This is a genomic window from Gracilibacillus xinjiangensis (assembly GCF_042651765.1).
In the GTDB taxonomy this organism is placed as follows: Bacteria; Bacillota; Bacilli; order Bacillales; family Amphibacillaceae; genus Gracilibacillus; species Gracilibacillus xinjiangensis.
In genome coordinates, this window is the sequence record NZ_JBHSDT010000004.1 from 686,739 (window position 1) to 713,149 (window position 26,411).

Below are 26,411 nucleotides of genomic sequence, written 5' to 3' on the forward strand. Positions count from 1 at the left end.
GGGGTTGCAGTGGAAGAAAAAAAGCAATTATTTGAGCAATTAAAATCTATTAAGGATTATTGGGTGAAGACTTCATTAGAAAGTTTAGATGAAAATGCTGACTTAATTTGGTCTGATTATGAAGAAGAGTATCAAAAATTACAACATTTATTAAAAAATGATGAAGAAAAAGAAGCATATGAGAAAATATTAAATGAGCTGATAAAAGGTGCTATTCACTCTATATTAGTGATGGTAGATGGTGGAGATGACTTAGCAGATAAATATACAGTTGATTTAGTAGTTGAAAAGAACAATAAGTCGTTGAAAACAAGTGGTGCTTTACATGAAGAGTTTTATGATTATCTACTTGATGTAGAAGACTAAGAAAACAACCTCAAGAGAGTTTTTACTTTCTTGAGGTTTTTAATGTATAGGGTGTCTAACAAAAGACGAAGATTTAAAATTTCTTATCTTACCTTGAAGGGTTATTTACCTCAAGGTTTCTTTTATGAGGGGCTACCCAGTGCCGAATAAACTCCTATTTATTTAGAGAAAAGAGATAACACTTCTAATCCCTATATGATGTTTTAACAAATTCTTTAGTACGTACACCACCTTTAAAACATATACCCCATTTACTTTGTTTCTTTTCTTATAAATAACCTGTAAATCGTCAGTTACCATCATTCTCATCCTCAAATGCTTTACCTTCGCTTTCTCCCTGCCTTTTAAATTTTTCGCAACTTTTACGTACATAAAACGATGACTATGGTGAGAGGCTACTCCACCTCGATTAACTCCTGAATGTCGATGACTAACACTTTGCATACCGTTTCTAATGTCGATAAATAAACCCTGTCTACATTAATGTCGATGTCTAACCCTTTTATACAACTTCCTGATGCAGCCCCCTCATTGGACAATCTCTACATTAGTTGGACGTAGAGATGTTCTTGTTAAATCATTTGGCTCGTTGAAAAACCAACTTCACTATTATGAGAAGGCATGTGAACATCATTTATGGCATGATGAAAAATTAGACAACATATATCATGCCTATACAAGTAGAAACTAAAGCTATAGTTAATTGTAAAGGTGGCGGTGTTATTCAACTGTCACCTTATCTCATATATAGTATAATTTAAGAAATAACTAAGGGTATAGATAAAACTTTTAAACCTAATGATGTAGTACCATATAGACCTAGTAATTCACCTTTAGAAAATCATCATGGTGTTATGGATGTATGGGCTAAACATAATGTTCCAAACTATGTAAGTAGAGGTGGGAATACCCCGACAGTAGCACTAACAAAAGAACAACATAACGCTACAAAAGCAGTTTATAGACAGTGGTTATATGAAAAAACTGGTAAGAAGGTTGGGGGTAAAGTTGAATGGCAATCAGTGTCACCAAGGGAAATACAAGAACTAACAGAAAGAATGTTTGATGCTGCAAAAGTCCCCAAATCAGCCAGACAAGAATATTATAACTTCTTTAATAAATATAATTATCGGGAGTGAAGCAGATGGAGAAGATTAAGCAGTTGGTCACACAAATAGAAACTTTACCAAATTGTCGTATCTTTGAACCTACTGGGTTACCCATTATTGACGAAACAAAGCATATTTTACCTAATGATTTAAAAGAATTTTATAGTCTCTGTGGTGGCTTAGTTCTATTTGAAAATGAGGAATATTCAATCTATTTTGTGTCTCCTGAAAAGTTTATATTAGCCAATCCAATAATTGTGGGAGAATTATGTGAAGAAGATATTTCATCTAATTGGTATATTATCTGTAATGATGGAACGGATGAATACTTAACTATTGACCTTCATAAAGACAGGTTAGGTAAATGCTATGATAGTTTTTTTGACCGTCATGGACTTGTAGGTGAGTCTCAAATAATAGCCACATCCTTTACTGATTTACTAGAGCGACTATTAAATAATAAAGGTCAGTATTGGTATTGGTTAAAAGATGATTTTATTTCTCTAGGTGATGCATATGATGAAATTGATAACTAAGTAATTTTATTAGAAAAAATTGACCTTGGTTGGCTCCATGCCACTCAAGGTTTCTTTTTTATTGGTGTGGGGCTATCTAGTGACGAATAGTTCATTTTTTATACAGAGAATATGAGTAACCCTTGCAAGTCCTTTATTATGTTGTACGAAATATATTAGTACGTACAAAACCTATAAAACGGATAACCTAATTAATGTATTCTACCTCTTAAAAGTAATCACAAAACCATCAGTTACCACCATCTATATTCTCAAATACTATACCTTTGTTTTCCCATAGCATTATAAATTTTTCGCAACTTTGGCGTACATAGAACGATTACTAGAGTGAGGACTACTCCACCTCGATTAACTCCTGAATGTCGATGACTAACACTTTGCATACCGTTTCTAATGTCGATAAATAAACCCTGTCTACATTAATGTCGATGTCTAACCCTTTTATACAACTTCCTGATGCAGCCCCCTCATTGGACAATCTCTACATTAGTTGGGCGTAGAGATGTTCTTGTTAAATCATTTGGCTCGTTGAAAAACCAACTTCACTATTATGAGAAGGCATGTGAACATCATTTATGGCATGATGAAAAATTAGACAACATATATCATGCCTATACAAGTAGAAACTAAAGCTATAGTTAATTGTAAAGGTGGCGGTGTTATTCAACTGTCACCTTATCTCATATATAGTATAATTTAAGAAATAACTAAGGGTATAGATAATGGTACTAGACAGCTATCTGGTGATATCATTAAGGATGGTAGTCATTTGGTTAAAGGTGGTAAATTAAAACCAAATGTTAAATATCAAGCAGGTGAATATAATTATCAATATAAGACAGATGGTTTAGGAAGACTTACTGATTTTAATGCGGATGACTTAAAACTAACAAAACGTAATAATAGATTGTCTCATAAGTCCAATACACCTGGAAAAGAACCTGGAGACCACGCAGGACATCTAGCAGCTGATAGATTTGGAGGTTCTCCAGATTTGGATAATCTTGTATCTCAATCAAGTAATGTGAATTTGAGTAAATACAAGAAGTTAGAAAATCAATGGGTTACAGCCATAAAAGAAGGGAAGAAGGTTTCCGTTAATGTTAAAGTCAATTATGACGGAACTGGATTAAGGCCGACAAGCTTTGAAATAAAATATAATATAGATGGTGTTATTAAGAAAGTAAGATTAAAAAATTAGGGGTGATAAACTTGAGTAAAGTATTTGAAGATTATTTTTCTGAATTACAAGCAGATATGGTAGCTATTTGTTTAGAATACGTTGAAAATAAAGCAGAGGATATTTACATTTACTGTTCCTATGAGCCAGAAATGTATGTTTTTGACGTATTTTTTAAAATAAATAGTCAATTTGTTTTTAAGCATAACTTAAATGATGCAGTAAATAGCACAAGCACGATAGGTAAGAAAGCATTGATTTATGATACCTCTGAACAAAGGCAAGAAGCTGTTTTAGATATTGGACTTGAAAATTTAGAAAAAATTCATGAAAAATGTAAAGAATATGGAAAAGAAATGCCTACAGAGATAAAGTTACATTATAATGTGAAGCAGAATAGTTTAAAAGGAAAATATAGATATGATTTAGTTTATTCAAATGACGAAGAGCTTTTACCAGATGATATTTTCAATTTTTGGTTTGAAGAGGTAAAAAATGGAAATTACTGAAGTGGAAATGTCTTAATTAGTATAAGAGTTCAGCAGTATTCAGAATTATGTTTTAGAATTAACTACAAGCACTTGTTTGTCTTATTAGGCAACAGGTGTTTTTCTTTTTGTGTTAGAAATTGTTAACTTTGGGCAACATTTGATTATGCTTTGTGAAATTCATAGCTCATGAAGGTAGTACCATCATGGAGTATTGATTTAATATTTTGATTTTTAAGAAGTGCGATAAACAGGTGAAATGACATTTTAAGTGGCAGGAAGACTTATTATACTGCAAAACCCACAAACTAATGAAAATGACTAAGCTCTTGGCGATAAAAGGTAGGTTACTTAAGAAGGTTACTAGTTTAGCAACAGAGCAGACAAAAATTGTGTTGTATTTTTACAAGAGACGGTCGTATCATACTAGCTATTCGTAAAAAAAGCGTTACACAAATTACGATTAGCGTAACGGAGGGGGAAATACCATGAAAGTTATTGGATATATTCGAGTATCTACATAAGGACAAGCAAGGGATGGATATAGCCTTGCTTACCAAGAAAAGGGAGTGAAATCCCTCGTAATCCTGTGTACTATGCTTACTATAATCTGAAGTTGAATGAAGGGAAATCCAAGTCTCAAGCCCTTCTTTGCATTATGAGAAGATTAGTCAGAATAATCTATGGTATGATGAAACATAAAACGGCATATATCATGCCAGATCAACCTAAAACAATGGCTAGTTAATCAATTTGGGTGGTGGTTGAAATAAACTCCCATCCTTTCATATGGTACATTATTAAATATTCCTAAGGGTATAGATAATGCTAAAGATATAACAAAATTAACTGTTGATGATATACCAACTGCAAAGAGTGGGAATTTTAATAAATTCTTCAATTCCCTTACAAGTAGTGAACTAGACGAACTTTGGAAAGATAAAAAGATTAGAAAGAAAATTGAACGTCAACTTAGAGAACCTGGAGGTTTACATGAGTGGCACTTAGTTTCGAGGGCTCCTCAATTTAAGTATTGGAATATTGGTGCTGAAGAGATTAAAGATTTAAGAACAGCTATATCCGATGTAAAATTTTGTCAATCCAAACGGTGTTCATGGAGGGTTAGGCTCAACTAAAGCACATAATGAATTGTTAGCAATAATAGATACTTCTAGCGACTATAATACATTTGTTAGAAGACTTAATAATTGGGCTAATTATAGATTAGAGGGTGGAGTTTCGTCTTTACCACAAGGTCTAAGATTAAAGTAGGAGGATACTATAATGGAAAAACAAGGATGGGTTTCAATTTGGTTAGGGAATATTAACGGTGAGGACTCAATAAGAGAGTATGTTGATTTAGCGTATGATGAGGATGGCGAGTCTGTCCCTTCCCAATTCTTTATCGATTTTAATATTGATATGGATGAAACAGATGAGGATACTATAGAAAAAGCGGTGTATAAGAATAGTAGTAGTGATATTTCAGCATTATTAGATGGGTGTTCATATGAAGAAATTGTCATCTCAAAAATCCAGAAAAGTATAAACCTAAAGAAATCATATAATGCAGTCATTTTAATATATAATTTTGAATATAAAAATGAAATTAGTTCAACAGGTGCTTTTGATTTTATTGCTGCTACAAATTATGAGTAAGAGAAATCTTAAAGGTATGGAGAATTGATTTAGTTGATGGTTAACTCAGAAATTACTTATCTGGTAGGATTGCTTTATAATACAAATAAAAATATTTTAATCAGCCAGTTAAAAAAAGTAGATAATCCACTAATACTCCATTCCTTTGCTGCCAATTATAATTGGAATAGTGGGTTTGAAGTACCAACAGTTATCTTAGATAATGAGGTTTGTGATTTAGGGACAGGTTTATTAATGTTTCATTACGCAGATGGCTATCGTTGGTTAGAAAGTTCAGAGGAAATTTCAAGTTCTTTGTTAGAGGAATGGAAAGTTTTTTTGAAGAAGATTTATAATAAACTAGTAAGCTTAGACTTTAAATCACAAAACATTTCTTTTGACCCTGAATTAACAAAATTTCAAAAGTATAAGTTAAAAAAGAATAACATAGACCTTCCTGACGTTCTAATTAGCAAGTCTCCAGGCAAAGGGATTGACATACCTAAGATATAATGTAATTTATTTGAAACCTTGATTGGCTATTTGCCTTTCAAGGTTTCCTTTTTGAGGGGTAACCTAGTACCGATTGAACCCACTTATTATTATCAGTGGAGAGATAGGTCCTGTAAGTCCTATATGATGTTTAAACAAATTATATAGTACGTACAAGCCCATCTTATCATGAGAGCTTCCGCTTAATGTTATTCCTCAACACTGTTTCCACATATCGCTGTGACCGAGATGCTTCTTCCATTTCACCCAGTGGGCAGGAGATCCAGCCGTCATCTGCCCAGCCATATTCATTAGGAAGAAGCTTCCGATTTTTTAGAACTTTCACTGTCTGTGGTAGTCTGGTCATCTGAGGTGTTATCCTCTTTGGGATTGTCTTGTTGTTCTTCTGCTCCTTCACTAACGCCAGCTTCTTTGTTACTACTATTAGATGTTTCCTTGTTCTCCTGATTCTCTTGCTTTTCTGTATTTTGGGTATTCTGCTGGCTTTCTTCCTTTTCTTGATTCTCTTTCGGATTCTCTTCCTGTTCTTGGGAAGTTTCTTTCTTGTCCTCTTGCTCTTTTTGTTGTTCGCCGTTATTGTTGGTTTGATTAGAATCATTTATGTCTTTCGCTTCCGTATCTTCTTTATCTGTTTCTTCTTGCTTTTGCTTTTCATCAGCTTCTGCATTTTCTTTCTTTTCTTGGGTATCCTTATCTGTTCCTTCATTCTCTGCTTCATTCTGTTCTTCTTTTTCCATCTCTTCCTTCGGTTGCGGATCTTGTGTCTCGTTTATCTCATTCTTATTTTCTTCTGTCCTTTGTAGAGGTACATATTCTGTTGGTACAGTTGTTCCTTCTACATATAATTCTGTGATGATGCTGCTTTCGGGAGTATAAGCCGAAGCTTTTCGACCATTGCGTTTGTCTATTTTCACTTCCTTAACGGTAGATGGTTTCTTAAAAGGTTGTGTGTCCACATGTTGAGAGACCTCTGCCATTATCTCTTTAAATAGTAATCGAGGTATGCGGGCATCCTCTTTTGTTATATACTGCTCAGCAGACGTTGAGGCGTATCCTGACCAAACCGCTGCCGTATACTCCGTGGTATAGCCAACGAACCAGGAGTCTGTAGAGCCTTCCTCGATTCCTTCCGGTGGGTTCGTTGTACCAGTTTTTCCGGCAAGTGGGAGCCCCTCAATATTGGCAATCCTGCCTGTCCCTCTTTGAACAACGTCTACCAGCATATCGGTAATCATGTAAGCAGTATGGGCTTCCATAGCTTTTGTAGCTTCAGATTGATATTCGATAAATTCACCACTCGGATATTCTATTTTGGTAACACTGTAAGGTTCATGATATGTTCCTTGATTACCAAAGGCTGCATAGGCACCAGCCATATCTAATGGAGAGACACCATCTTCATCACCGAAACCACCAATGGCATAAGCTGGATAAGCATGTTCTAAGTCAATTCCTAATTTACTAGCAAAATCTAATGCTTGATCACTCTCTGTTTCTAAGAACGTTTTAATAGCAGGTATATTATATGATTCCACTAAGGCTTCTCTCATTGATACCATTCCATGGAATTCATCATCATAGTTTTTGAACGTTTTCCCGTTAATTTCGATTTCTTCATCTTTTATTTGGTGATAGGTAGATCGTTGGCGATATTCAATAGCAGGACCATAAGCTAAGATAGGTTTGATGGTTGAACCGGGTTGTCTTTTGATATGTGTTGCATAATTAAAACCTCGTTTTACGTCTTGTTCTTTAGGGTCGCGGTTACCACCAATAGCCCGAATAGCACCAGATTTAGTATCTAACAGTACGACACCAGCTTTGAAGTTATCATCAGGAAAAGGGATTGTTTCTGTCCCTGTCATTACTTTTTCCGTATATGTCTGTGCATTGGGATCGAGGGTAGTGTGAATCTTTAATCCACCAGAGAATATTTCATTTTCAGGGATGCCTTTTGCTATTAATTCCTCTACTACATAATCAATAAAATATTGGTATGATTGCTTTTTCTCCTCGTTATGCAAGCTATCTTCTATATTAATACTTTGAGCTTCTTCCTTTTTTTGTTGGGAAATAAAATTATGCTCTTCCATTAAAGAAAGAACAATATCACGCCGCTTCTTTGCATTTTCCGGATAATTAAAGGGATCATATCCACTGGGACGTTGAGGGAGCCCTGCTAATAATGCTGCTTCTTCAACGGTTAAGTCTTCCACTTTTTTATGGAAGTATACCTCTGCCGCTGCCCCGATGCCGTAAGCTCCATGGCCAAAATAAATTTTGTTCAGGTAGATTTCCAATATTTCATCTTTGGTATATTTCTCTTCCATTTTAATAGCTAAATAGGCTTCCTGTGCTTTTCTTTTTAATGTTTTTTCTGCAGAGAGGTAAGTATTTTTAACGACCTGTTGTGTGATCGTACTCCCGCCTTCAGCACCCCAGCCTTCTTTTATATTTGCTAATACGGCACCACCTATTCTTTTAATGTCAATGCCGCTATGTTCCCTGAATCTGGCATCTTCTACGGCTAAAAAGGCTTGCTGAACCAATAAAGGGACATTTTCAATTTGTACCGGTAAGCGGTGTTCGTTACCAGAAATAGTTGCCACTTTTTCTCCATTCATATCGTAAATAACAGAAGATTTTGCGTTTTCCAATTCAGACGATTTTAATTGTGGCGCATCTTTAATAAGCGCAAAAGCTGTTATTCCACCGATAATTAGTATAGAGCAGGAAATAAGAAATAATGCTAATAATAGCTTGGTGGAACCTTTTTTCTTCTTTTTTGCATTCTTGGTTGTCAACTCTATCAACCTCTCTAAAAATAATTCTTAATGCAAAATACCCGTAATCTTTACTTAGTAAACTTTTTGGATAGGAAATGTGTCATGTTTTTGTTTCCAGAAAATATGTCTTATATGAAAAGTTTACAGTTTGGTACTGGTCTATCTCATAGTTTTTATATCAGTATCTATTTGATATTTTTAATAATGTTACGTACGATAAAGCCATAGCATTATTTATATTCTAATCACATACTCGGCGCATCGGAGCCCGCTCCGTGTATAAGGGGGAGATTCCTATTATTTTTGGTCCCAGAATTCTAAAAACTGGTTTAGCAGTTACCATATCGATTTATATTTGTATGATTTTCAGGTTGGAGAACTTCTTATTTGCAGGTGTGGCTGCAATCCTGGCTGTCCAGCCTTCCATTTATCGTACATGGAAGCAATTATTAGATCAGATTATTACCAATTCATTAGGTGCATCGATTGCATTGTTTTTCATCTATTTCTTTGGCGTAAATCCTATCAGTATTGGATTTGTCATTGCATTAATGATTGGTTTGAATATTAAGTTAAAGATGGAAAATACGATACCTTTAACACTAGTTACTGTTTTAGCGGTTATGAGTGCAACCGGCAGCGAAAACTTTTATTTTGCTTTAGAAAGATTTCTCGTCATTTTAATTGGGACATGTACTGCAATAATAGTAAATATATTAGTATTTCCTCCAAACTACAAAAAGAAATTTATTCAGGATGTGAACACCACTTTTCAGAACATGTCCCTACTAATAAGAACGGGCATTTCTAATGAAATGAAGGAAACTTCTTATCACGAAATCGGTGAAACGTTTAAAAAAAACTTAAAAAAATTAGAAGAACAGTTTAAAATGTTTGATGAAGAAAGCGAAAAGTTTGGAAAGACGAAACGATTGAATACGAGCGAAGTCGTTTTATTTAAACAACTGCTTAAGGTTTTACAGGAAGGTGATCAGTTGCTAGATAATATTGAGGAACACTATTTTCAAGATAGATCATTGAAAAATGAAAATAAAATATTCGATCATCAACTGGAAGAACTAATAAAATATCATGAATATTTGTTATTAAAATACTCAGGCAGGATTAAACAGGAGCATGAGAGAAGAGATAGCGACATTTTAAAAGAAAAAAACAAATTTTATGACCAGGTTTTGGAGTTTTATCACCTGAACAAAGAGCAACAACTTCGTCATATGATCATTGCTTCTTCCATTATTGATTATTCCTTCCATTTGGAGAAACTTGAGAAATTGATTGATCACTATCAAAAATAGAAATATCAGCTAAAAAACACCCCTTCTATACCGGGGGGGGTTGAGGGGAAGGGGATACGGTTCTGTGTTCCATTTCCACTTCTATATTCACCAGTATGTGACAAGTTTTCGAGTAGCTCCTTCACATTTCTAATATAAATTGAATATTACGCTAATTCAGTAACGGCTTTTCTTCTCAATGCCAATGCGTGAGGAAAAAGACCATCGGAAGGCATTGAGGCTGCTTCTCAATGCCATTGCGTGAGGAAAACAACCGCCGGGGGGCATTGAAATGGCTTCTCAATGCCAATGCGTGAGGAAAACAACCGCCGGGGGGCATTGAAATGGCTTCTCAATGCCATTGCGTGAGGAAAACAGTCGGCGCGAGGCATAGAAATGGCTTCTCAATGCCAATGCGTGAGGAAAGCAATCGGCGCGAGGCATAGAAATGGCTTCTCAATGCCATTGCGTGAGGAAAACAGTCGGCGCGAGGCATAGAAATGGCTTCTCAATGCCAATGCGTGAGGAAAACAGTCGGCGCGAGGCATAGAAATGGCTTCTCAATGCCAAAGGAGGAGGAAAACAGCCGCCAGAAGGCATTGAGCCTGCTTATAGATGCTATTGCGTGAGGAAAACAACCGCCGGGGGGCATTGAAACTGCTTCTAAATGCCAAAGAATGGGGATGGTTCTTGTGCTTCATTCCCACTTAAGTACTCGCAAGTATGTTAGAAATTTTATAGTCTGGTTCCTGTGCCAATTCAGTAACTGTTTCTGACGATCGATTAATTAGATCGCCTTGTCACATAAAGGTTTACTAAAAAAGTCAGCACTCCTCCTCTATCTTCCCTAAAATCACATTCACTGCTTCTGCTTCTCCTCCCGTCAGTTGAAAGTTTTCGGAAAGCTTCTGAGCATTTTTAAAATAGCTTGGAATTTCCAGTAACTCGGTAACTGCCTTTGCTAACTGCTTTGGTTTACTACTTTTCAGAAGAAGACCTGCCCCAAGCTCTGCAACACGGTCAGCAATCAGCCGTTGTTCACTGTGGAACGGGTACAAAATCAATGGGACGCCAAAATAGAGACTTTCATTCACACTGTTCATGCCGCTATGGCTAATAAATACATCAGCCTGTTGCAGAATCGATATTTGATCAAATGATTTTTTTACAGTGAAATTTTCTGGTATCTGCCCTAGATTTGCCAAATCGATTTTTTCACCAACGGACATCACAATGTCAAAATCGCTCCCCGAAAATGCCTGGATACAATTCTGGTAAAAAACTCTATTCTGATTTAGGACGGTACCTAATGAAATATATATCATTTTTCTTTTATTCTTCTCTTTTGCATGATTTGCAAGAGATTGCTGAATAGATGGTCCAACAAACGTAAATTTATTGGAAAAGGTGTCCGTCATTGGCTGAAATGCTTTCGATGTGTAGACAATGGTATCGGTATTGTTATCATTCTGAATAAGTGATGTGAAATGGTCTACGTGATATCCATGCGCATGAAGCAGCTGTATTTTCTTATTGATTCGCGGCATACCAAGTACCATCCGAATGATTTCTCTTATGCCTGGTTTCATTAACTTTGATGTATGCTGATTCATTGCAAAAGTGGTGGTTGAGCAAACATATGGAATGTTTAATTTTTTGGCAAATAACTCGCCCCATAAAGATAAGGAGTCTGACACAATACAATCAGGTTGCCTTTTTTCTAATGCTGCACATATCTTTTCTTCCATCGCGATCGTCGTATCTACCATCATTTCAATTAGTGCAGCAAAATCTCTCCCGGCCTTTTGGTTGATTTCCTTTTCTGACAGGGCAGGCAGGTATTCATCACAAGCAATAAACTCGGCTCCGGCATTTTCAATTCTCTCCTTGAAAGCATGGAAGGAGTAGTAAATGACATCGTGCCCTCTTGCTGTTAACTCAGCGACAACCGGAATAGTAGGATTTGTATGTCCATGTGCGGGAAGCGAAAAGAATACAATTCTGCTCATTCTGACTCCTCCTGGCTCTCGGCGTTACGAATCATTTCAGCAAATTCTAAGAAAGCATCACTTTTTAAAACAGCAATCCCTTTTGTCTCATCTTCTCCAAGCACAATAAGCTTATCCCCCGCCTGAATGTCATACCTTTCCCTCGCATCTTTTGGGATGACAATTTGTCCTCTTTCACCGACTTTCACAACACCGAAGAAATGTTTGCCTTTTGGGCCGAGCTGTTGAACATCTTCCTCATTTATGTCACTTGATAATTGATCGAGAGTAACCTGGAAAATATCAGCCAGCATTTTGCATTTATGAATATCAGGCAAAGCATCACCGTTTTCCCATTTTGCAATTGTTTGACGGGAGACATATACTTTCTCGGCCAGTATTTCCTGACTCATTTTATTTTTTTTACGTAAAATCCGAATATTCATACCAATCATGTCGCCAACTCCTTCTAAATCTAACTATATAGCAAGAAATACTGTAACTCTATCAACTTCCTGCAACATTTTTTGTTAACAATCGTGGCAGTTTGAGACAAGGCAGATATGCTTGCACAAATTATCGTCTCCATTCACTGCTTCCCGAGGCCGTTCACAGTGAATTCCATTCCGGTTCATTCATAAAGATAGCAAAAGATTTACTAAGAGAAGGGAACAAGAAATGATGGAACAGCTGTGGAACATAACAAAGAAGGATGAACGTATTTGAGCAGGATATATTAAAAAGTATTTTTATACATTATTAGGTAAATAAACCCCTTACTATGATAAAATAAAAAATGGATAAAATATTATAATTTGGAAGTTTACTATCTTAAAATTGGATGGAAGGGGATAATTGTGAAAAAAATAAGTCTATTCATACTTTGCCTAATCTTTCTCATGGCATGTTCGGAGGAAAGTTCAGAGAGTAAGGAAATCGAAACTACTCAACAAAATGAAAATACTGAGAGTGACATAAATGAAGAGGTTAGTGATGCCTCGGCAGACAACCAAAAAGACGATAAACATACATATCCACCAATCCCGACAACTTTTATGGAATCTGTAGAATATCCTATCATCGGAGAATTTTCAGGTGCCGAACTTCCAGAAAATCTCGAAGGACAGGATGAATTACTGGATCGACTTGAGCAGCTTCCAATAATAACTGAGGAAACACCGGAAGAAGAAATTAATCAGTTCAAACTTTATTTGTTTTCCTTGTTTAGCGAGGAACTGACTGCTCCAGACATTCCACTCGATCAATGGGAAGCAATGGGGATTATCCCGCCTGATGAAGTGAATGAAGGAGACGGAGAAGCAACGATGACGGTCAAACAAAATTACAATATGGCAATATTACTTGATGCGAGTGGCAGTATGGCTAATTTAGAAGGTGACCAAACAAGAATGCACCTCGCCAAAGACGCGATTGAGAACTTTGTCAAAGAGTTGCCGGGAGCAGCGAATGTCTCCTTATATGTATATGGCCATAAAGGATCCAGTAGTGAAAGTGACCGGCCAGCCTCCTGTGAAGCGATTGAAGAAGTTTATCCATTAGGGAAATTTGATCGTAACAAGTTTACGAAAGCATTGGATCAGTTTGAACCAGCTGGATGGACACCAATGGCAAGTGCGATAGAATATGTGGAAAATGATTGGAAAGAACTGCAAGGAGAAGAAAACATCAATACGATTTATATTGTAAGTGATGGTATGGAGACATGTGATGGTGATCCAGTTGAGGCAATTCAATCATTGAAAGAATCGAATGTCGACCCTTTGATCAATATTATTGGTTATCAAGTAGATAATGAAGGAATCGAGCAACTAAGAGAAATGGCAGAAGTGGCAGAGGCAAAGTTTATTGATGCCAAAAGCCAAGAGGATTTGATTGCTGAATTTGAACTGACAATAGATCATGCGAAGATTTGGAGTGAGTGGGCAACAGATGAAAAGAAAAATGCCGCGAATTGGAAAAACTATATAAATGAACAAATTGTTCAATGGAATAAAGAACAAAAGGAGATAAAAAACAGAGAATATCACAATCTTGAAAAAGTATTAGAATACTTGCGCGATAAAGAAAGAATTGAATTTCGGCCATACATTGATGTTAAAAGTGAATATCGAGATAACTATCTGCAAATAAGCAGTGAAGTGAGAAATGATGCTTTAGATTTTTTTCAAAGGAATAGAGAATCATGGGGAGAGAAACTAGATGAAATAAACGAAGAATACGATCAATTCAAACAAGAATCAGAATAGGACAGGCGATGGATGGAAGATGGGGAGCAGGGAAAATGGGGAAGCTATATCAACAAACTTATTCTATTTAAATCCAACTCCCGGGGATATTAAATATAGAATAAGTTGTGCTTCTTTTTTAATTGCATGAAGAATATCCTGTTCCAGGGGTGTCTTATGTTAGTTTAATTGTACGATTTCCAAATTCTAGATCTCAGTCGAATTCAGCAAGTATCTCGTTCTCTCCTGTCTCTCTGCAAATGCTGGATACAGTGATCAGTAAAAAGTAACCATTATAATACTAAAAAAATTCATTTCAATTTCTCTTCCTATATGGAAAACACTTACATATTAAACTGGTATCTGCAAGCGTTTTCTGGTATATTTTAGTAAAATTAAGGAGGCAGTTTAAAATTAAAGAACAAGAACGGAAATCATTAGGATGGGGAAGTTTGTCATTACTCTTATTTGTCCTAGGTGCGTTATTTAACCATTCTAATATAGAAGGAGGAAAGCTATTTGGAGAGGTCATACTAGATTATTTTAATATTAGTTTGCCAGTTGTTTTGTTCTCTATTTTATTTATGATTGCAGCTGTCATCATTGGAAGGAAATATAAAACGCATCTGTTTGCAAAGATAGGTGTTATTCTTTCTCAGATTTTCTTAGTTATCTATGGTGTCACAATCATTATATCTGGCATTATCAGTTTACTTAACCTATTATTCTAAACTACAAATCTCCTCTTCCATATCTAAATGGTTTTACGTATCTACGGAACAGAGTGATAAGCTAACCTATCACTCTGTTCCGTCCTCTCTCCTCCCAATCCCATTTATAACAAGACTGACGGCATCATCAATGTCTTCATCCGTAACAGTATAATCATGTAATAAAACTAAGCGTGATACTAGAAATCCTCCAATAAACGTTAACAGCATTCTTCCTATTCTATCTGTTGGTATGTCAATAAATTCACCGCGTTCTTTAAAAAATTCTACAGCTTTATTAACACGAACGAGGAAATTCTCAGACAAATACGGCAATAAATCTTTTTTTAATTCTTCATTATAGATAAGTTCCTTTACAACAACTTTTGCTATCTGTTTGTTTTCTAAAAAGAAATGGATTCTGTTTTTTAGAAAGGCTTTAAGAAATTCTTCAAATGAATCAACATTTGAGGCAATTTCTGTGAATACTTCCTCTGCCATCATCGGAAACGTTTCCTTGAAAAACGGCAGAATAATGGATAGGAGTAAGTTATCTTTTGTTCCATAATGCCTAAAAATAGTTCCTTCTGCGACTCCGGCAACTTTAGCGATCTCACTGGTAGAAGTATTGGCATAACCTTTTTCAGCAAAAATATGGATGGCTGCTTCGACTATTTTCTGTTGCTTTTCTGTTTGTTTTTTGGATAATTTTGCTTGAGCAATTAATACATCCAACAACTTACTTTCAGACACTTCATACACGCCCCTTCATTCTCCCACCATTATAGCTTACGATACTTTTTCAGGGCAACTAAATTCAATAAAATGAAAATGATCGCAAAGATAACGAGGATGAGGAGGTCTCCGCTTATTTCAGCAAATCCCAAGCCTTTGTACATAACCCCTTTCAAAGCGTCTGCAGCATAATACAATGGCATAACTTTGGCAATAACCTGTAACCAATCTGCCATCCCTTCCAATGGTAAAACACCTGAGAAGAAAATTTGCGGGATAACTGCCACTGGAATAAACTGAACCATTTGAAATTCTGATGAAGCAAATGAAGAGAGTAAGATTCCCAGGGACAAGGCAACTAAAGCTAGTAATAAATTGATCAGAATCACATTCCATATCGAACCCACAAGAACCATATCCAAAACAGTTATTGCATAAAAAACGATGACAGCGGTTTGCAGAACAGCAAACACACCAAAGCCGATTAAATAAGCTGTCACAATTTCACCTCTGCGAATCGGTGTTGCCATTAATCGTTCTAACGTACCAGATGTTCGTTCTTTTAATAGACCGATCCCTGCAATTAAAAATACGAAAAAGAAGACAAAAAAACCGATCAGGATAGGGCTTAGCACATCAAAGAACTCTGTGTCGCTATCTCCATATATAAACTCCACTTCTACCGGATCATCGGAAAGCATCTTTACGTGCCTATTTCTTTCCATGAGTTGTGATTGTAAGGCATTATTTACTATTTGTTTTATTTTCATTTGTAAACCCTGTGCTGCACTGGGATCACTGTTTAATACTGTGAGTGTCCATTCATTCTCTCCAGCTTTTAAATAACCATCTAATTCCTGCTCGATAACGGTTTTTTCTATATCGGTTGTTTCCTCGTATTCTTCTATTATTATACTGGCATTTTCAAGCTGGTCGATTAATTGCTCATTTATATATTCGACCCCTATTACTGGATCAATAGTTTCTCCGTTAAATACTAAATACATGAGTGTTAATACTAGTAAAGGTGCTGCAAACAGGAGGGCTAATGTGCGTTTATCGCGAAACATTTGCTGAAAGATTCGTCTTACCAGTGCTGCTATTCTCATTGTTTTTCCCTCCCTGCGTTTAAGAAAACTTCATCAAAACTCGTTGCATTGTATTGCTCTTTTAGTTCATCAGGTGTCCCTCTGGTAATAATGGACCCGTTCCTGATCATGGCAATATAATCGCACCTTTCCGCTTCATCCATCACATGTGTTGTAACAATAATTGTTTTTCCTTCTGCTTTTAATCGGATAAGCTCCTGCCAGATACTAAACCTTAATTCTGGGTCGATCCCGACAGTTGGTTCATCTAAAATCAATACTTTTGGATCTTGAATGAGTGCAATGGCAAGGGATAGTCGTCTTTTCATCCCGCCTGAATATGCCGACACCTTTTTAGAAAGCTGTTCTGTAAGGTTGACTAGATTTGCTGCGTAGGTGATGCGCTCTTTCATTTCTGCTTTCTTTAATTTATAGAGGGAAGCGAAAAAGGTGAGGTTTTCTTTGCCTGTTAATTCTGTATAGAGTGCGTCCGATTGTGCCATATAGCCAATCTCTTGCAGTAAATGTAAATTCGGTACTGTTTTATTAAGCACGTGAATGGATCCTCGATCTGGTTTATCCATCCCTACCATCATTTTGACTAGTGTTGTTTTACCTGCGCCTGACGGGCCAATAAAGCCATAAATGCGGCCTTCCTTCATCGATAGATCAATATTATGAAGCACGGTCTTATCACCAAAACGTTTGCATATCTGCCGGATGGAAATACTTTCGTTCATTATTCATTCCTCCTAAATATTGAATAAGTGAGTGAATACTCACTTATTTTATAACATGTTATTCCTGTAGGTGTCAATGAGTGTTTACTCACTTTTTAGGAGGCGAATATGAAATCATCATAGCTAAAAGTATGGGAGGCAGAGAAACACTGGAAGGTTCAAGACTTTTTCTCTGATCTTGAACCTCTTGTCTCTTTTCTCGTGTTTTACAGTTTCCCACTGAAAATCAACTCAGACTTCCAGTAGGCCTTACAACCATTTCACTAACATCTACTTCAGCAGGCTGTTCAATAGCAAATAATATGCTACTTGCAATAGCGGAGGAGGGAATGCTGATTTGGCGGTATTCCTTCATGGCTGCACGTGCAAGTTCATCGGAGATACTGTCCGCTAATTCTGATTCTGTTACCCCAGGTGATACGAGCGTTACCCTGATATCATTTCCAGCTTCTTGTCTCAGCCCATCCGTAATCGCACGAACGGCGAACTTGGTTGCGCAATAAACAGCGGCGGTTGGTGAGACAGTGTATGCACCAATAGAGGCAATGTTAATGAACTGACCAAATCCTTGTTCTTTCATTACAGGCAATCCTGCCGAAATTCCATGTAAGACGCCTCGAATATTAACATCAATCATCTGATCCCATTCGTTTACTTTCAATGCTTCCAGTTTAGAAAGCGGCATTATGCCAGCGTTATTAACAATAACATCAACATGGCCAAATTTTTCTCTCGCAAAATTCACAATTTCCTCCATTTGTTCTCTTTTCGTTACATCCAACTGCATGAATTCAGCTGTTCCACCTATAGCAGATGTAATTGCTTCTAATCGATCGATCCGTCTAGCTCCTAACACTACATGTGCCCCTTTTTGGGCAAGCAGACGAGAGGTCGCTTCCCCTATACCACTACTTGCTCCTGTTATTACAACAACTTTCCCGGCTATATTAGACATTGTTAGATCCTCCCATTCGTATTAATTCTATTCTCGATATAAAACCATTCCTGCATGATAAAGAATTCCGTTGCGAAAAACACCATCTGCTGTAAAACCTGTATCATCCACATAATCAATATGATTTCCTGTAATAGTGTAACTGCCCTGATATGCACTTTCTTTGTTGCCACGAGCCTCATCGTACCGGCCATTTGGCAGGAGCTCATGCCGAATATACCGATCTTCTGTGACCCACAGACCAACATATGGATGGAGACCTGTGCTTGATTGTTTTGTCATTTTTTTCTCTCCTATTTTTATAGCTATCTTTTGAACCGATGATTCTCCTTCCTGACTATGATTGTTCTTAACACAGACTCATTATTACATAATCAAAACAATCCAAGGTAGACCAATCATACGGAAGCCTTGCCTAATCCTCCAGACTTCCATAAAATAGAACTAATCGAAAAGGATAAATTTTACTATTTTCAGATAGGAGCGAATCTATTGGGAGAAAAAATGATAGATACTAGACTCATTGATCAGCAAAACGAATTAGCCCAACGCATTGAACGATTTTGTGAGGAAGATGGCATTCATCCTACCGCTATTCCTTCATTGCATTTCATTCGTGCTTCTGACCGATCTGACCCGATCCATTCCATCCATGAACCTGCCATATGTATTGTCGCCCAAGGAAGTAAACTAGTGATGCTCGCACAGGATGTTTACCAATACGATCCTGCTCATTATCTCGTTGTGTCGATCGATCTGCCTATTACAGGAGAGATAATAGAGGCAACACCAGACAAACCATATTTGTGTCTGCGCTTGGATTTTGAACCACAACAAATTTTTAACATTATCTCAGCGTCTGAGCAGACATTCGCAGAAAAGACAGAATCCAAACCGGGCTTATTTGTAAACAAAATGCAATCATCATTATTAGATCCTGTGTTGAGGCTTGTTCAACTTTTAGATACACCAGAGGATCTTGCCATACTTTCCCCTTTAATTATCCGTGAAATCCTTTACCGAATTCTCCAGGACAAACAAGGTGATTCTGTTAAGCAAATAGCAGTAACTGGTGGGCCCGCACAGCGGATTGGAGAAGTGATTGAACATATAAAAAAGGACTATGATAAAACATTAAGAATAGAGGAACTAGCTAAGACAGCAAATATGAGTGCTTCCTCGCTTCATTATCACTTCAAGAAGGTAACAAGACTTAGTCCGATCCAATATCAGAAACAATTAAGGTTACAAGAAGCACGCCGACTTATGCTGCTTGGGGAATTAGATGCAGCAAATGCTGGTTTTTCCGTTGGTTATGAAAGTCCTTCTCAGTTCAGCCGAGAATATTCCCGAATGTTCGGCATGCCACCAGTAAAGGATATCAACCGGATTATAGGAAATAGGTGATCATATGGATACAACGAAATATATAAGACAAGCACTGGCGCATCAAGATTTCCGGGCAGTTGGCTATGAAGATTTAGTAACCCTGTTAAAACAGGTGAATTTTGACTATCTGAAAAAAATAAAAATCAATGTTATATCAAGATTTTTAGGTGCTGAGAAACAGTCATTTACATCTGTTTCAAATTCATCCAAGTGACATTTATCAGCTTGTTGGACAGTAGAACATAAAAAGAAGTGAGCGTTCCCGCCCCTATGTTTCTCAGGAATATGAACTTTTCACAAGTGACCACTTAGATGATCAGGAAGCACTGAAAGGGATTTAGAAAAGTTTGATAATGCTTTAATAAAATTTGTGAGAATATTTTATATTTCCGAGACGAAAAGAAGAGCGCAAAGCATTAGGGAGTGCTCTCCATGCCATGACGCAGAAAAAAGTAAGAGCGCAAAGCATTCAGGAGTGCTCTCCATGCCATGACGCAGAAAAAAGTAAGAGCGCAAGGCATTCAGGAGTGCTCTCAATACCATGACGCCGAAAAAATAAGAGCGCAAGGCATTCAGGAGCTCTCTCAATGCCATGACGCAGAAAAAAAGAAGAGCGCAAGGCATTCAGGAGTGCTCTCCATGCCATGACGCAGAAAAAAAGAAGAGCGCAAGGCATTAGGGAGTGCTCTCCATGCCATGACGCAGAAAAAAGTAAGAGCGCAAGGCATTCAAAAGCTCTCTCCATGCCATGACACAAAAGTAGAAACACAGAACCCCGTGAAAAATTCATCAGGAAAGGCTGGCTAATTACTAATGACTGTCATTAAGGTGATATATCTTCAATCACCACATTGCTGTTGGCTATTTCAAGCAATATAATAATCCTATCCCAATTCTTTTTAACACTGCATCAAGGATCAGGATTGTATTTGTTATCCAGCATAAGTTAGTTATGATTCCATCTTTGCATACCAGACTAAGCTTGAAGAAACAACAGAACTTCCCCCGTGTAACCATTCGTTCTTTCAGCTCCTTCCATTAATTAAGTAAAATTAACAATAAAAATAGTAAATATTTTATCATAAAGCAGGACGCTATTATGAAACAATGTAAGCGTATCCACAACCGTGAAAGGAGGGAGGTTCTTTCACAACATACAATCCAATAGCTGAAGGTGTATTGGGGAAAATGTGGTTAGGCTTTAAACCTTAGAAAGGGATGGTGGTAAACATGACAGGTAGTTGCAGATCTTTGAAACGAGCTGTTGGAATTTCAGCAATCATGTTGATATTACTAGGTTTTGGGACACTTACCGAAATCAATCAGTCGAAAGCAGAAGATATAACAAAAACGATTACGATCGATGGTAATGATATTGATGAACACAATCGGTTTAAAGGTTTTGGTACGGTATCAGGCAATAATACTTCCCGGTTATTGCTCGATTACAAAGAAGAGCATCCCGATAAATACTGGGAGATTATGAACCAACTATTTAATAAAGAGACAGGGGCAGGATTAACTCATGTAAAAGTAGAATTAGGTGGAGATATCAATTCTTCCTCTGGTACTGAACCGGCAACAATGCGTTATGAAGATGAATCCGCTAATGTATTAAGAGGTGCAGGCTTTCAATTTGCTGCTGACGCGAAATCTATTAATCCTGCGATAACAACCGAGATTTTACGATGGGGTGAACCTCGTTGGACTTGGAATGGTGCGGCTGATCAAGATTATGAAAATCGCTATCAATGGTATAAACAAACGATTGATGCCGTTAATGAAGAGTACGGCTTCCAATTAGATTATATTGGCATATCGCAAAATGAGAGAGCACAAAATGGTAACGGGAGAAATGAAGTGGAATGGCTCAAATATTTTACTTCTAGGATAAAAGAAGAACCAAATTATGAAGAAGATTATCAAGATATTAAACTAGTTGCGGCTGATGGTTACCGGGATACAGCAACAATTAGTCGTACGTTACTCGATCATCCAGATTTAATAGACGAAATTGATGTAATTAGTTCTCATTATGGGCTGACAGGTTCTAATGAACTTTCAGAGTTACAAGATCAATTAATTGCAGAAGGGAAAGAACCAAAAGAGGTTTGGGTTTCAGAAGGGATCGCACCAATGATTAATGCCAGATACCGTGAGAACATGGAACCACATTACAATGGTATTGGTGGACGTGCTGGTATTATTGATGTGACATCACGGATCATTTCTGTTTATTCGTGGGAAGGAGCAGGCAACCTGCCATTACATGCAGTTTCTTTTGATTTCCAGCCATCTGTTGCTGCCTTTTACCAAGGTGCACAATACAATCCGAAGCATTTAATTAGTGCATTTGATCCTTGGTCAGGTTTCTATGAAGTAGATGGTGGTCTTCAGGGTGTCAGACATGTCATGAATTTTGTAGGCTATGATGATCCTTCAACAGCTGAAAATGAAAGATGGCAGTATATAAAGAATGCTACTTACAGTGATGGGAACTTCTTTGATGGAGGAGTAGATGTCGATACAAGTACCCATAATTATATGACATTGAAAGACCCGGAAACAGACGATTACACCACAGTATTTGCTAACAACACGAAAGACACACGGAAATATACGATAGAGTTAGAAAATTTGAATGGAAAAGAGGATGCGGAAGTATTTGTTTGGGAGACCCGCGGACCTGAAGAAGGAGAAGATTATGATGAAAATTGGTTTCAACATATAGAAACCATTCAACCTAAAGATGGGACGTATGAGATCGAGGTAAAACCTTATTCGATCGTGACCATCTCTACGTTAAACAAAGAAGCGGAGATAGATGATTTTGCATATGAATCAAACCCTGTAGATTTATCTGCAGATACGATTATGCCTTTACCATACACAGATGATTTTGAGTATGAGGAATATCCTGAAGATGAAAAAGGAAGAGACTATATAGAACGACGTGGAGGTACACCAAGGTATACAACAGATCAAATCGGTGCTTTTGAGGTAGTGAAAGAAGCAACAAAACCAGTGAAAAGTGGTAGCTTTGAAAGAACAGTACGCGAAATTCCGGACGCAGAAGAACATGGCAACATGCTCCAACAAAAAATGACACCAGATATTATCGGAGCAGAGTGGGCTGTTTGGGGTGGTACGGACGGCTCTGAAGCCAATGTTAATCCTCACACAAATATCGGGGATTTCCGTTGGGTCAATTATAAAGTATCTTATGACTTTTTATTAGATACCCATACTCCAGAAGTAGAAGGCAGGGAGAATTATGCATTAATTGGTGTTCGCCAAGTAAAAGCTGACTGGTCTGATTCGCAGGCACCTTATAATGCACGGTTTTACAAAAATGGGAAGTACGAAATTTTGAAGCTTGGTGATGTAGTAGAAGAAGGAACAGTAGAAACATTTGATCATACCAAATGGCACAACTTATCATTCGAAGCAAAAGGGAATATGTTCACCCTTTATCTGGATAATGAAGAAATTGCCTCTTACACGGATGAGGATTCAACTGTCATGTCTGGTAGAGTGACGTTAGGCTCAGGTTACTACGAAACACTTATCGATAATTTGAAAATTGAGCCGATTAAGGGTTATGCCTATGAATCATGGAAACTGGATAATGCTCAAGGTAAAATTTACGAGACAGAAAAAGAAGCATTAAATAATGATGGTGAGTGGAATCCCATTGGATATGTAGGTGATTGGGAATATATCCAGGCAGGATATGCCCACTATAATCGTACACAAATGAGCGCATCAAGTGACTATCCGGTTTGGAATGGTATAACAGTGGAGCATACAGATACGACTAATGAGCAAGGAACAGTAAACAAGGTGTATTATTCCGGAGATTGGGGCTCCAATAGTCGAAATGCGTGGGGAAGTGATGGTGATTCTTTTGAGATTACTTTTAAAGGAAATGCGATCCGATTATATGGGGAAGCGAATCCTTCGAATGGGACGGCAGATATTTATTTAGACGGTGAACTTGTCGGTGAAGCGGATTATTTGAATAATAGTTCAATCGTGAAAAAGGTCTGGGAAGCGACAGATCTGGAAGAAACAGAACACACACTTAAAGTGGTTGCAAAAAAAGCTTATACAAGTTTTGTTCGAGCGGAAATAGAGACGGATGATCCGGTTGACTTTGAAACTGTGACAACTTTAGCTCCCAATGACTTTACTTCAATAACGGATGATTCAGAAATTGGAAATGAGGAAAATACAGTGTATGCTTACCGTGAGAATGGCAACGCCTGGGGAGCGAACAGCAATAATGCCTGGGCTGACTTTAATGATAACCCATATATTTTCATCAACTTTACAGGTACGGGAATTGATTATCTTGCAGGTACAGAAAATAAAACCACTTATCATGTGGAATTGGATGGCGAAAGTGTCGGTAATTTTGATGTAGAGGATGATGGAATCAGATATTCTGTCAGAGGATTAGAAGATAAAGCCCATACGTTAAAAGTTTCTTTAGGTGACAATGAAGCAAAAGAACAGTATATGGATTATCGCGGTGTCCATATTTACGGCACACCTGAAGAAAGTGAACACATGATATTATTTGACTTTAAAGGAACTGGCTTTAATCTGTTTGGTGCAACATCAGATGCACTTATAGATGTGTATATTGATGATCAGTTAGTAGATGAGGACTATCGTGTATATCCAAAGGGTGACAGACAAACCTCTTATCATATTCGAGGTCTGAAAAAGCAGAAACATTCAGCCAAAATAGTAGTAAAAGCTGGAAACTATGTGCTGGATGGGATTGATATTATTACAGGTGCCAGTCCAGCAGAAAAAAATAAGATGAAAGAAAAAGAAAAGGATAGAGACAAGGACAAAAGCAAAAAAGACAAGAACAAAGACAAAGATTTAGTGAAAGAAGCAGTAGCGGCGTTAAAGGTTTATAATATTGATGATGTCCGAGGTAATTTGACATTACCAACGGAAGGAGAGCACGAAACAACGATCACTTGGACTTCAGAGGATCCTTCGGTTATCACAACAACAGGTGAAGTGACACGCCCCCGACATGGTGAAGGCGACATAGAAGTAACATTAACAGCAACTTTAGAACTCAATGGGAAAAAAGAAACTAATGAATATATCGCAAAGGTAAAAGAAATGCCGCAACCGCTCGATTATCAAGGATATTTGTTTAGTTATTTTACGGGCGAAGGATTTGAAAATGGGGAACAAATTTATTTTGCCTTGAGTGAAGGAAATGACCCTCTTCACTGGCAACAGCTTAATAATGGGGAACCTGTCATCACTTCTGAATTAGGTGAAAAAGGGTTAAGAGATCCGTTTATTATTCGTTCTCCAGAAGGCGATAAATTTTACATGATTGCGACTGACTTAAAAATTCATGGGAATTGGGACTGGAATAGAGCGCAAACAGAAGGAAGCAGGTCAATCATGGTATGGGAGTCGACGGATCTTGTGAATTGGTCTGAACAACGATTGGTAGAGGTAGCACCAGTAGAGGCAGGAAACACATGGGCTCCCGAGATCTTTTATGATGATACGATCGGTAAGTATGTCGTATTCTGGGCATCCAAACTGTATGACAGTGAAGAAAATAGAAACTCAGGTGATAGTTATCAACGTATGATGTATACGACAACAAGAGACTTTCATACATTTAGTGAACCTGAAGTTTACCTCGATTATGGTTACTCGATTATTGATACAACCATGGTTGAACATAATGACAAGATTTATCGTTTTACAAAGGATGAACGAGTAAATAATAAAGAAACGTCCCCAAATGGTAAATTTATTTTCCAGGAAGCAGGAGATTCTGTACTTGCCCCTGATTTTGAAATGATTACAGAAGGAATTGGTAAAGGAACGATTAACCAAGGAGAAGGACCAGCAATATTTAAGTCCAATACAGAAGAAAAATGGTACTTATTTATTGACGAGTTTGGTGGCCAGGGCTATGTACCTTTTGAAACAACTGATTTAGATTCCGGGGAATGGACATTAGCCGAAGATTACGATTTACCTAGTCACCCACGTCATGGTACCGTTTTACCAATTACACAGGAAGAATATGCTGCATTACTGGAAAATGTACCTAGTGAAGCGGAAGAATAGAGTGACCTGATGGTATCACAAAATAGGCTGGGACATGACTAATAAAAAATGGATTCGGTCATCAATTTTGTTGACCGAGTCCATTTTTCTTTCCATGTGACGTTACAACTAATTCAATTATTACCAATTAATTTACCGCCACTGTCTAAATCTTTAGTATTAATAATTAGTTTGAAATGGGGATAGCTGTTATACCTTTTTTTGTTGTGCTCCTTTGTGCTGGATCAAGAAAACTCCATGATATTTTGTGCGATAAATATAATTGTTTTAGCAACAGCCCAGGGAAACGAGGGACGTATATGCAGAGAAGTGGTTAAATAATATTCCGGATGACTTTGCGATCTGCCGGCAAAGGGTGGAAAAAAGACTTGAGATAAAAATGTGGCGAAGGGCATTTCGAATTGGTTTTTTCTTCTCAAGACGCATGTAAGGTTTTTGGTAACGGAAAACGGAAGCATCGTGTTCAATAATAGGTGCGTGCAAATGGGGGATGCAAATGATGTCGATACAGAACCAGCATAAG

The 26,411-nt window shown here is 37.3% G+C and carries 22 protein-coding genes and 2 pseudogenes; 14 read left to right on the plus strand and 10 right to left on the minus strand.

The features are described from left to right. Positions 1-9 precede the first annotated feature (9 nt). A complete protein-coding gene (locus tag ACFOY7_RS07420) occupies positions 10-366 on the plus strand; it encodes a histidine kinase (protein ID WP_390250931.1) in 357 nt (118 codons plus the stop codon). Between the two features lie 162 nt (positions 367-528). Here ACFOY7_RS07420 and ACFOY7_RS07425 read toward each other — a convergent pair whose 3' ends face one another. Continuing rightward, positions 529-810: a hypothetical protein gene (locus ACFOY7_RS07425; protein ID WP_390250933.1), complete on the minus strand. Its 282-nt coding sequence runs from the start codon at positions 808-810 to the stop codon at positions 529-531. 326 nt (positions 811-1,136) lie between these two features. Here ACFOY7_RS07425 and ACFOY7_RS07430 point away from each other — a divergent pair. After that, positions 1,137-1,505 (plus strand): annotated as a pseudogene (locus ACFOY7_RS07430) (sugar-binding protein); the annotation flags it as partial. Positions 1,506-1,510: 5 nt separating this feature from the next. Next, entirely contained in the window at positions 1,511-2,011 is a 501-nt protein-coding gene (locus ACFOY7_RS07435; protein ID WP_390250935.1) for an SMI1/KNR4 family protein, read from the plus strand. Positions 2,012-2,345: 334 nt separating this feature from the next. On the opposite strand, the gene ACFOY7_RS07440 is transcribed toward ACFOY7_RS07435, so the two are convergent. Then, positions 2,346-2,489, minus strand: a complete 144-nt coding sequence (locus ACFOY7_RS07440; protein ID WP_390250937.1) for a helix-turn-helix domain-containing protein — start codon at positions 2,487-2,489, stop codon at positions 2,346-2,348. 291 nt (positions 2,490-2,780) lie between these two features. Between ACFOY7_RS07440 and ACFOY7_RS07445 the strand changes: the two genes are divergently transcribed. The 5 genes and pseudogenes from ACFOY7_RS07445 to ACFOY7_RS07465 all read left to right on the plus strand — a co-directional run bounded on the left by ACFOY7_RS07445 (position 2,781) and on the right by ACFOY7_RS07465 (position 5,830). Further along, on the plus strand, positions 2,781-3,212 hold the full coding sequence (locus tag ACFOY7_RS07445) for a DNA/RNA non-specific endonuclease (RefSeq protein ID WP_390250939.1): 432 nt from the start codon (positions 2,781-2,783) through the stop codon (positions 3,210-3,212). A gap of 11 nt (positions 3,213-3,223) precedes the next feature. Next, the gene (locus ACFOY7_RS07450; protein WP_390250942.1) at positions 3,224-3,700 is read left to right on the plus strand and encodes a DUF600 domain-containing protein; all 477 of its coding nucleotides are present in this window, start codon (positions 3,224-3,226) and stop codon (positions 3,698-3,700) included. Between the two features lie 556 nt (positions 3,701-4,256). Next, positions 4,257-4,427 (plus strand): annotated as a pseudogene (locus ACFOY7_RS07455) (IS110 family transposase); the annotation flags it as partial. 536 nt (positions 4,428-4,963) lie between these two features. Next, positions 4,964-5,338 carry an immunity 22 family protein gene (locus ACFOY7_RS07460; protein ID WP_390250944.1) on the plus strand — a complete coding sequence of 125 codons (375 nt, stop codon included), beginning with the start codon at positions 4,964-4,966 and terminating at the stop codon, positions 5,336-5,338. 36 nt (positions 5,339-5,374) lie between these two features. Next, the gene (locus ACFOY7_RS07465) at positions 5,375-5,830 is read left to right on the plus strand and encodes a DUF4274 domain-containing protein (RefSeq protein WP_390250946.1); all 456 of its coding nucleotides are present in this window, start codon (positions 5,375-5,377) and stop codon (positions 5,828-5,830) included. Between the two features lie 290 nt (positions 5,831-6,120). On the opposite strand, the gene ACFOY7_RS07470 is transcribed toward ACFOY7_RS07465, so the two are convergent. After that, a complete protein-coding gene (locus ACFOY7_RS07470; RefSeq protein ID WP_390250948.1) occupies positions 6,121-8,634 on the minus strand; it encodes a transglycosylase domain-containing protein in 2,514 nt (837 codons plus the stop codon). Between the two features lie 257 nt (positions 8,635-8,891). Here ACFOY7_RS07470 and ACFOY7_RS07475 point away from each other — a divergent pair, with 257 nt between their 5' ends. After that, positions 8,892-9,932 (plus strand): FUSC family protein, encoded by a 1,041-nt coding sequence (locus tag ACFOY7_RS07475; RefSeq protein ID WP_390250950.1) that lies wholly within the window; start codon positions 8,892-8,894, stop codon positions 9,930-9,932. A gap of 803 nt (positions 9,933-10,735) precedes the next feature. On the opposite strand, the gene ACFOY7_RS07480 is transcribed toward ACFOY7_RS07475, so the two are convergent. Then, positions 10,736-11,920, minus strand: coding sequence for a macrolide family glycosyltransferase (locus tag ACFOY7_RS07480; RefSeq protein WP_390250952.1), 1,185 nt, complete (start codon positions 11,918-11,920; stop codon positions 10,736-10,738). Further along, positions 11,917-12,354, minus strand: a complete 438-nt coding sequence (locus ACFOY7_RS07485) for a helix-turn-helix domain-containing protein (protein WP_390250954.1) — start codon at positions 12,352-12,354, stop codon at positions 11,917-11,919. Before ACFOY7_RS07485 ends, ACFOY7_RS07480 begins: the two co-directional genes overlap by 4 nt. A gap of 444 nt (positions 12,355-12,798) precedes the next feature. Between ACFOY7_RS07485 and ACFOY7_RS07490 the strand changes: the two genes are divergently transcribed. Further along, positions 12,799-14,166, plus strand: coding sequence for a vWA domain-containing protein (locus ACFOY7_RS07490; RefSeq protein ID WP_390250956.1), 1,368 nt, complete (start codon positions 12,799-12,801; stop codon positions 14,164-14,166). A 431-nt stretch (positions 14,167-14,597) separates the two neighbouring features. Beyond that, the gene (locus tag ACFOY7_RS07495; RefSeq protein ID WP_390250958.1) at positions 14,598-14,876 is read left to right on the plus strand and encodes a hypothetical protein; all 279 of its coding nucleotides are present in this window, start codon (positions 14,598-14,600) and stop codon (positions 14,874-14,876) included. Positions 14,877-14,945: 69 nt separating this feature from the next. Here the strand turns inward: ACFOY7_RS07495 and ACFOY7_RS07500 are convergent, their stop codons facing one another. The 5 genes from ACFOY7_RS07500 to ACFOY7_RS07520 all read right to left on the minus strand — a co-directional run bounded on the left by ACFOY7_RS07500 (position 14,946) and on the right by ACFOY7_RS07520 (position 18,655). Further along, positions 14,946-15,608 carry a TetR/AcrR family transcriptional regulator gene (locus tag ACFOY7_RS07500; protein WP_390250960.1) on the minus strand — a complete coding sequence of 221 codons (663 nt, stop codon included), beginning with the start codon at positions 15,606-15,608 and terminating at the stop codon, positions 14,946-14,948. A 29-nt stretch (positions 15,609-15,637) separates the two neighbouring features. Continuing rightward, positions 15,638-16,699, minus strand: coding sequence for an ABC transporter permease (locus ACFOY7_RS07505; protein ID WP_390250962.1), 1,062 nt, complete (start codon positions 16,697-16,699; stop codon positions 15,638-15,640). Beyond that, on the minus strand, positions 16,696-17,418 hold the full coding sequence (locus ACFOY7_RS07510; RefSeq protein ID WP_390250964.1) for an ABC transporter ATP-binding protein: 723 nt from the start codon (positions 17,416-17,418) through the stop codon (positions 16,696-16,698). Before ACFOY7_RS07510 ends, ACFOY7_RS07505 begins: the two co-directional genes overlap by 4 nt. Positions 17,419-17,644: 226 nt before the next feature. After that, complete coding sequence (locus ACFOY7_RS07515) at positions 17,645-18,373, minus strand: SDR family oxidoreductase (RefSeq protein ID WP_390250966.1); 729 nt, start codon at positions 18,371-18,373, stop codon at positions 17,645-17,647. A 27-nt stretch (positions 18,374-18,400) separates the two neighbouring features. Beyond that, positions 18,401-18,655: an Atu4866 domain-containing protein gene (locus ACFOY7_RS07520; protein ID WP_390250968.1), complete on the minus strand. Its 255-nt coding sequence runs from the start codon at positions 18,653-18,655 to the stop codon at positions 18,401-18,403. 222 nt (positions 18,656-18,877) lie between these two features. Between ACFOY7_RS07520 and ACFOY7_RS07525 the strand changes: the two genes are divergently transcribed. The 3 genes from ACFOY7_RS07525 to ACFOY7_RS07535 all read left to right on the plus strand — a co-directional run bounded on the left by ACFOY7_RS07525 (position 18,878) and on the right by ACFOY7_RS07535 (position 25,888). Next, on the plus strand, positions 18,878-19,780 hold the full coding sequence (locus ACFOY7_RS07525) for an AraC family transcriptional regulator (protein WP_390252059.1): 903 nt from the start codon (positions 18,878-18,880) through the stop codon (positions 19,778-19,780). A 4-nt stretch (positions 19,781-19,784) separates the two neighbouring features. Further along, positions 19,785-19,976: a hypothetical protein gene (locus ACFOY7_RS07530; protein ID WP_390250970.1), complete on the plus strand. Its 192-nt coding sequence runs from the start codon at positions 19,785-19,787 to the stop codon at positions 19,974-19,976. 1,037 nt (positions 19,977-21,013) lie between these two features. Beyond that, entirely contained in the window at positions 21,014-25,888 is a 4,875-nt protein-coding gene (locus tag ACFOY7_RS07535; protein WP_390250972.1) for an immunoglobulin-like domain-containing protein, read from the plus strand. Positions 25,889-26,411: the final 523 nt, after the last annotated feature.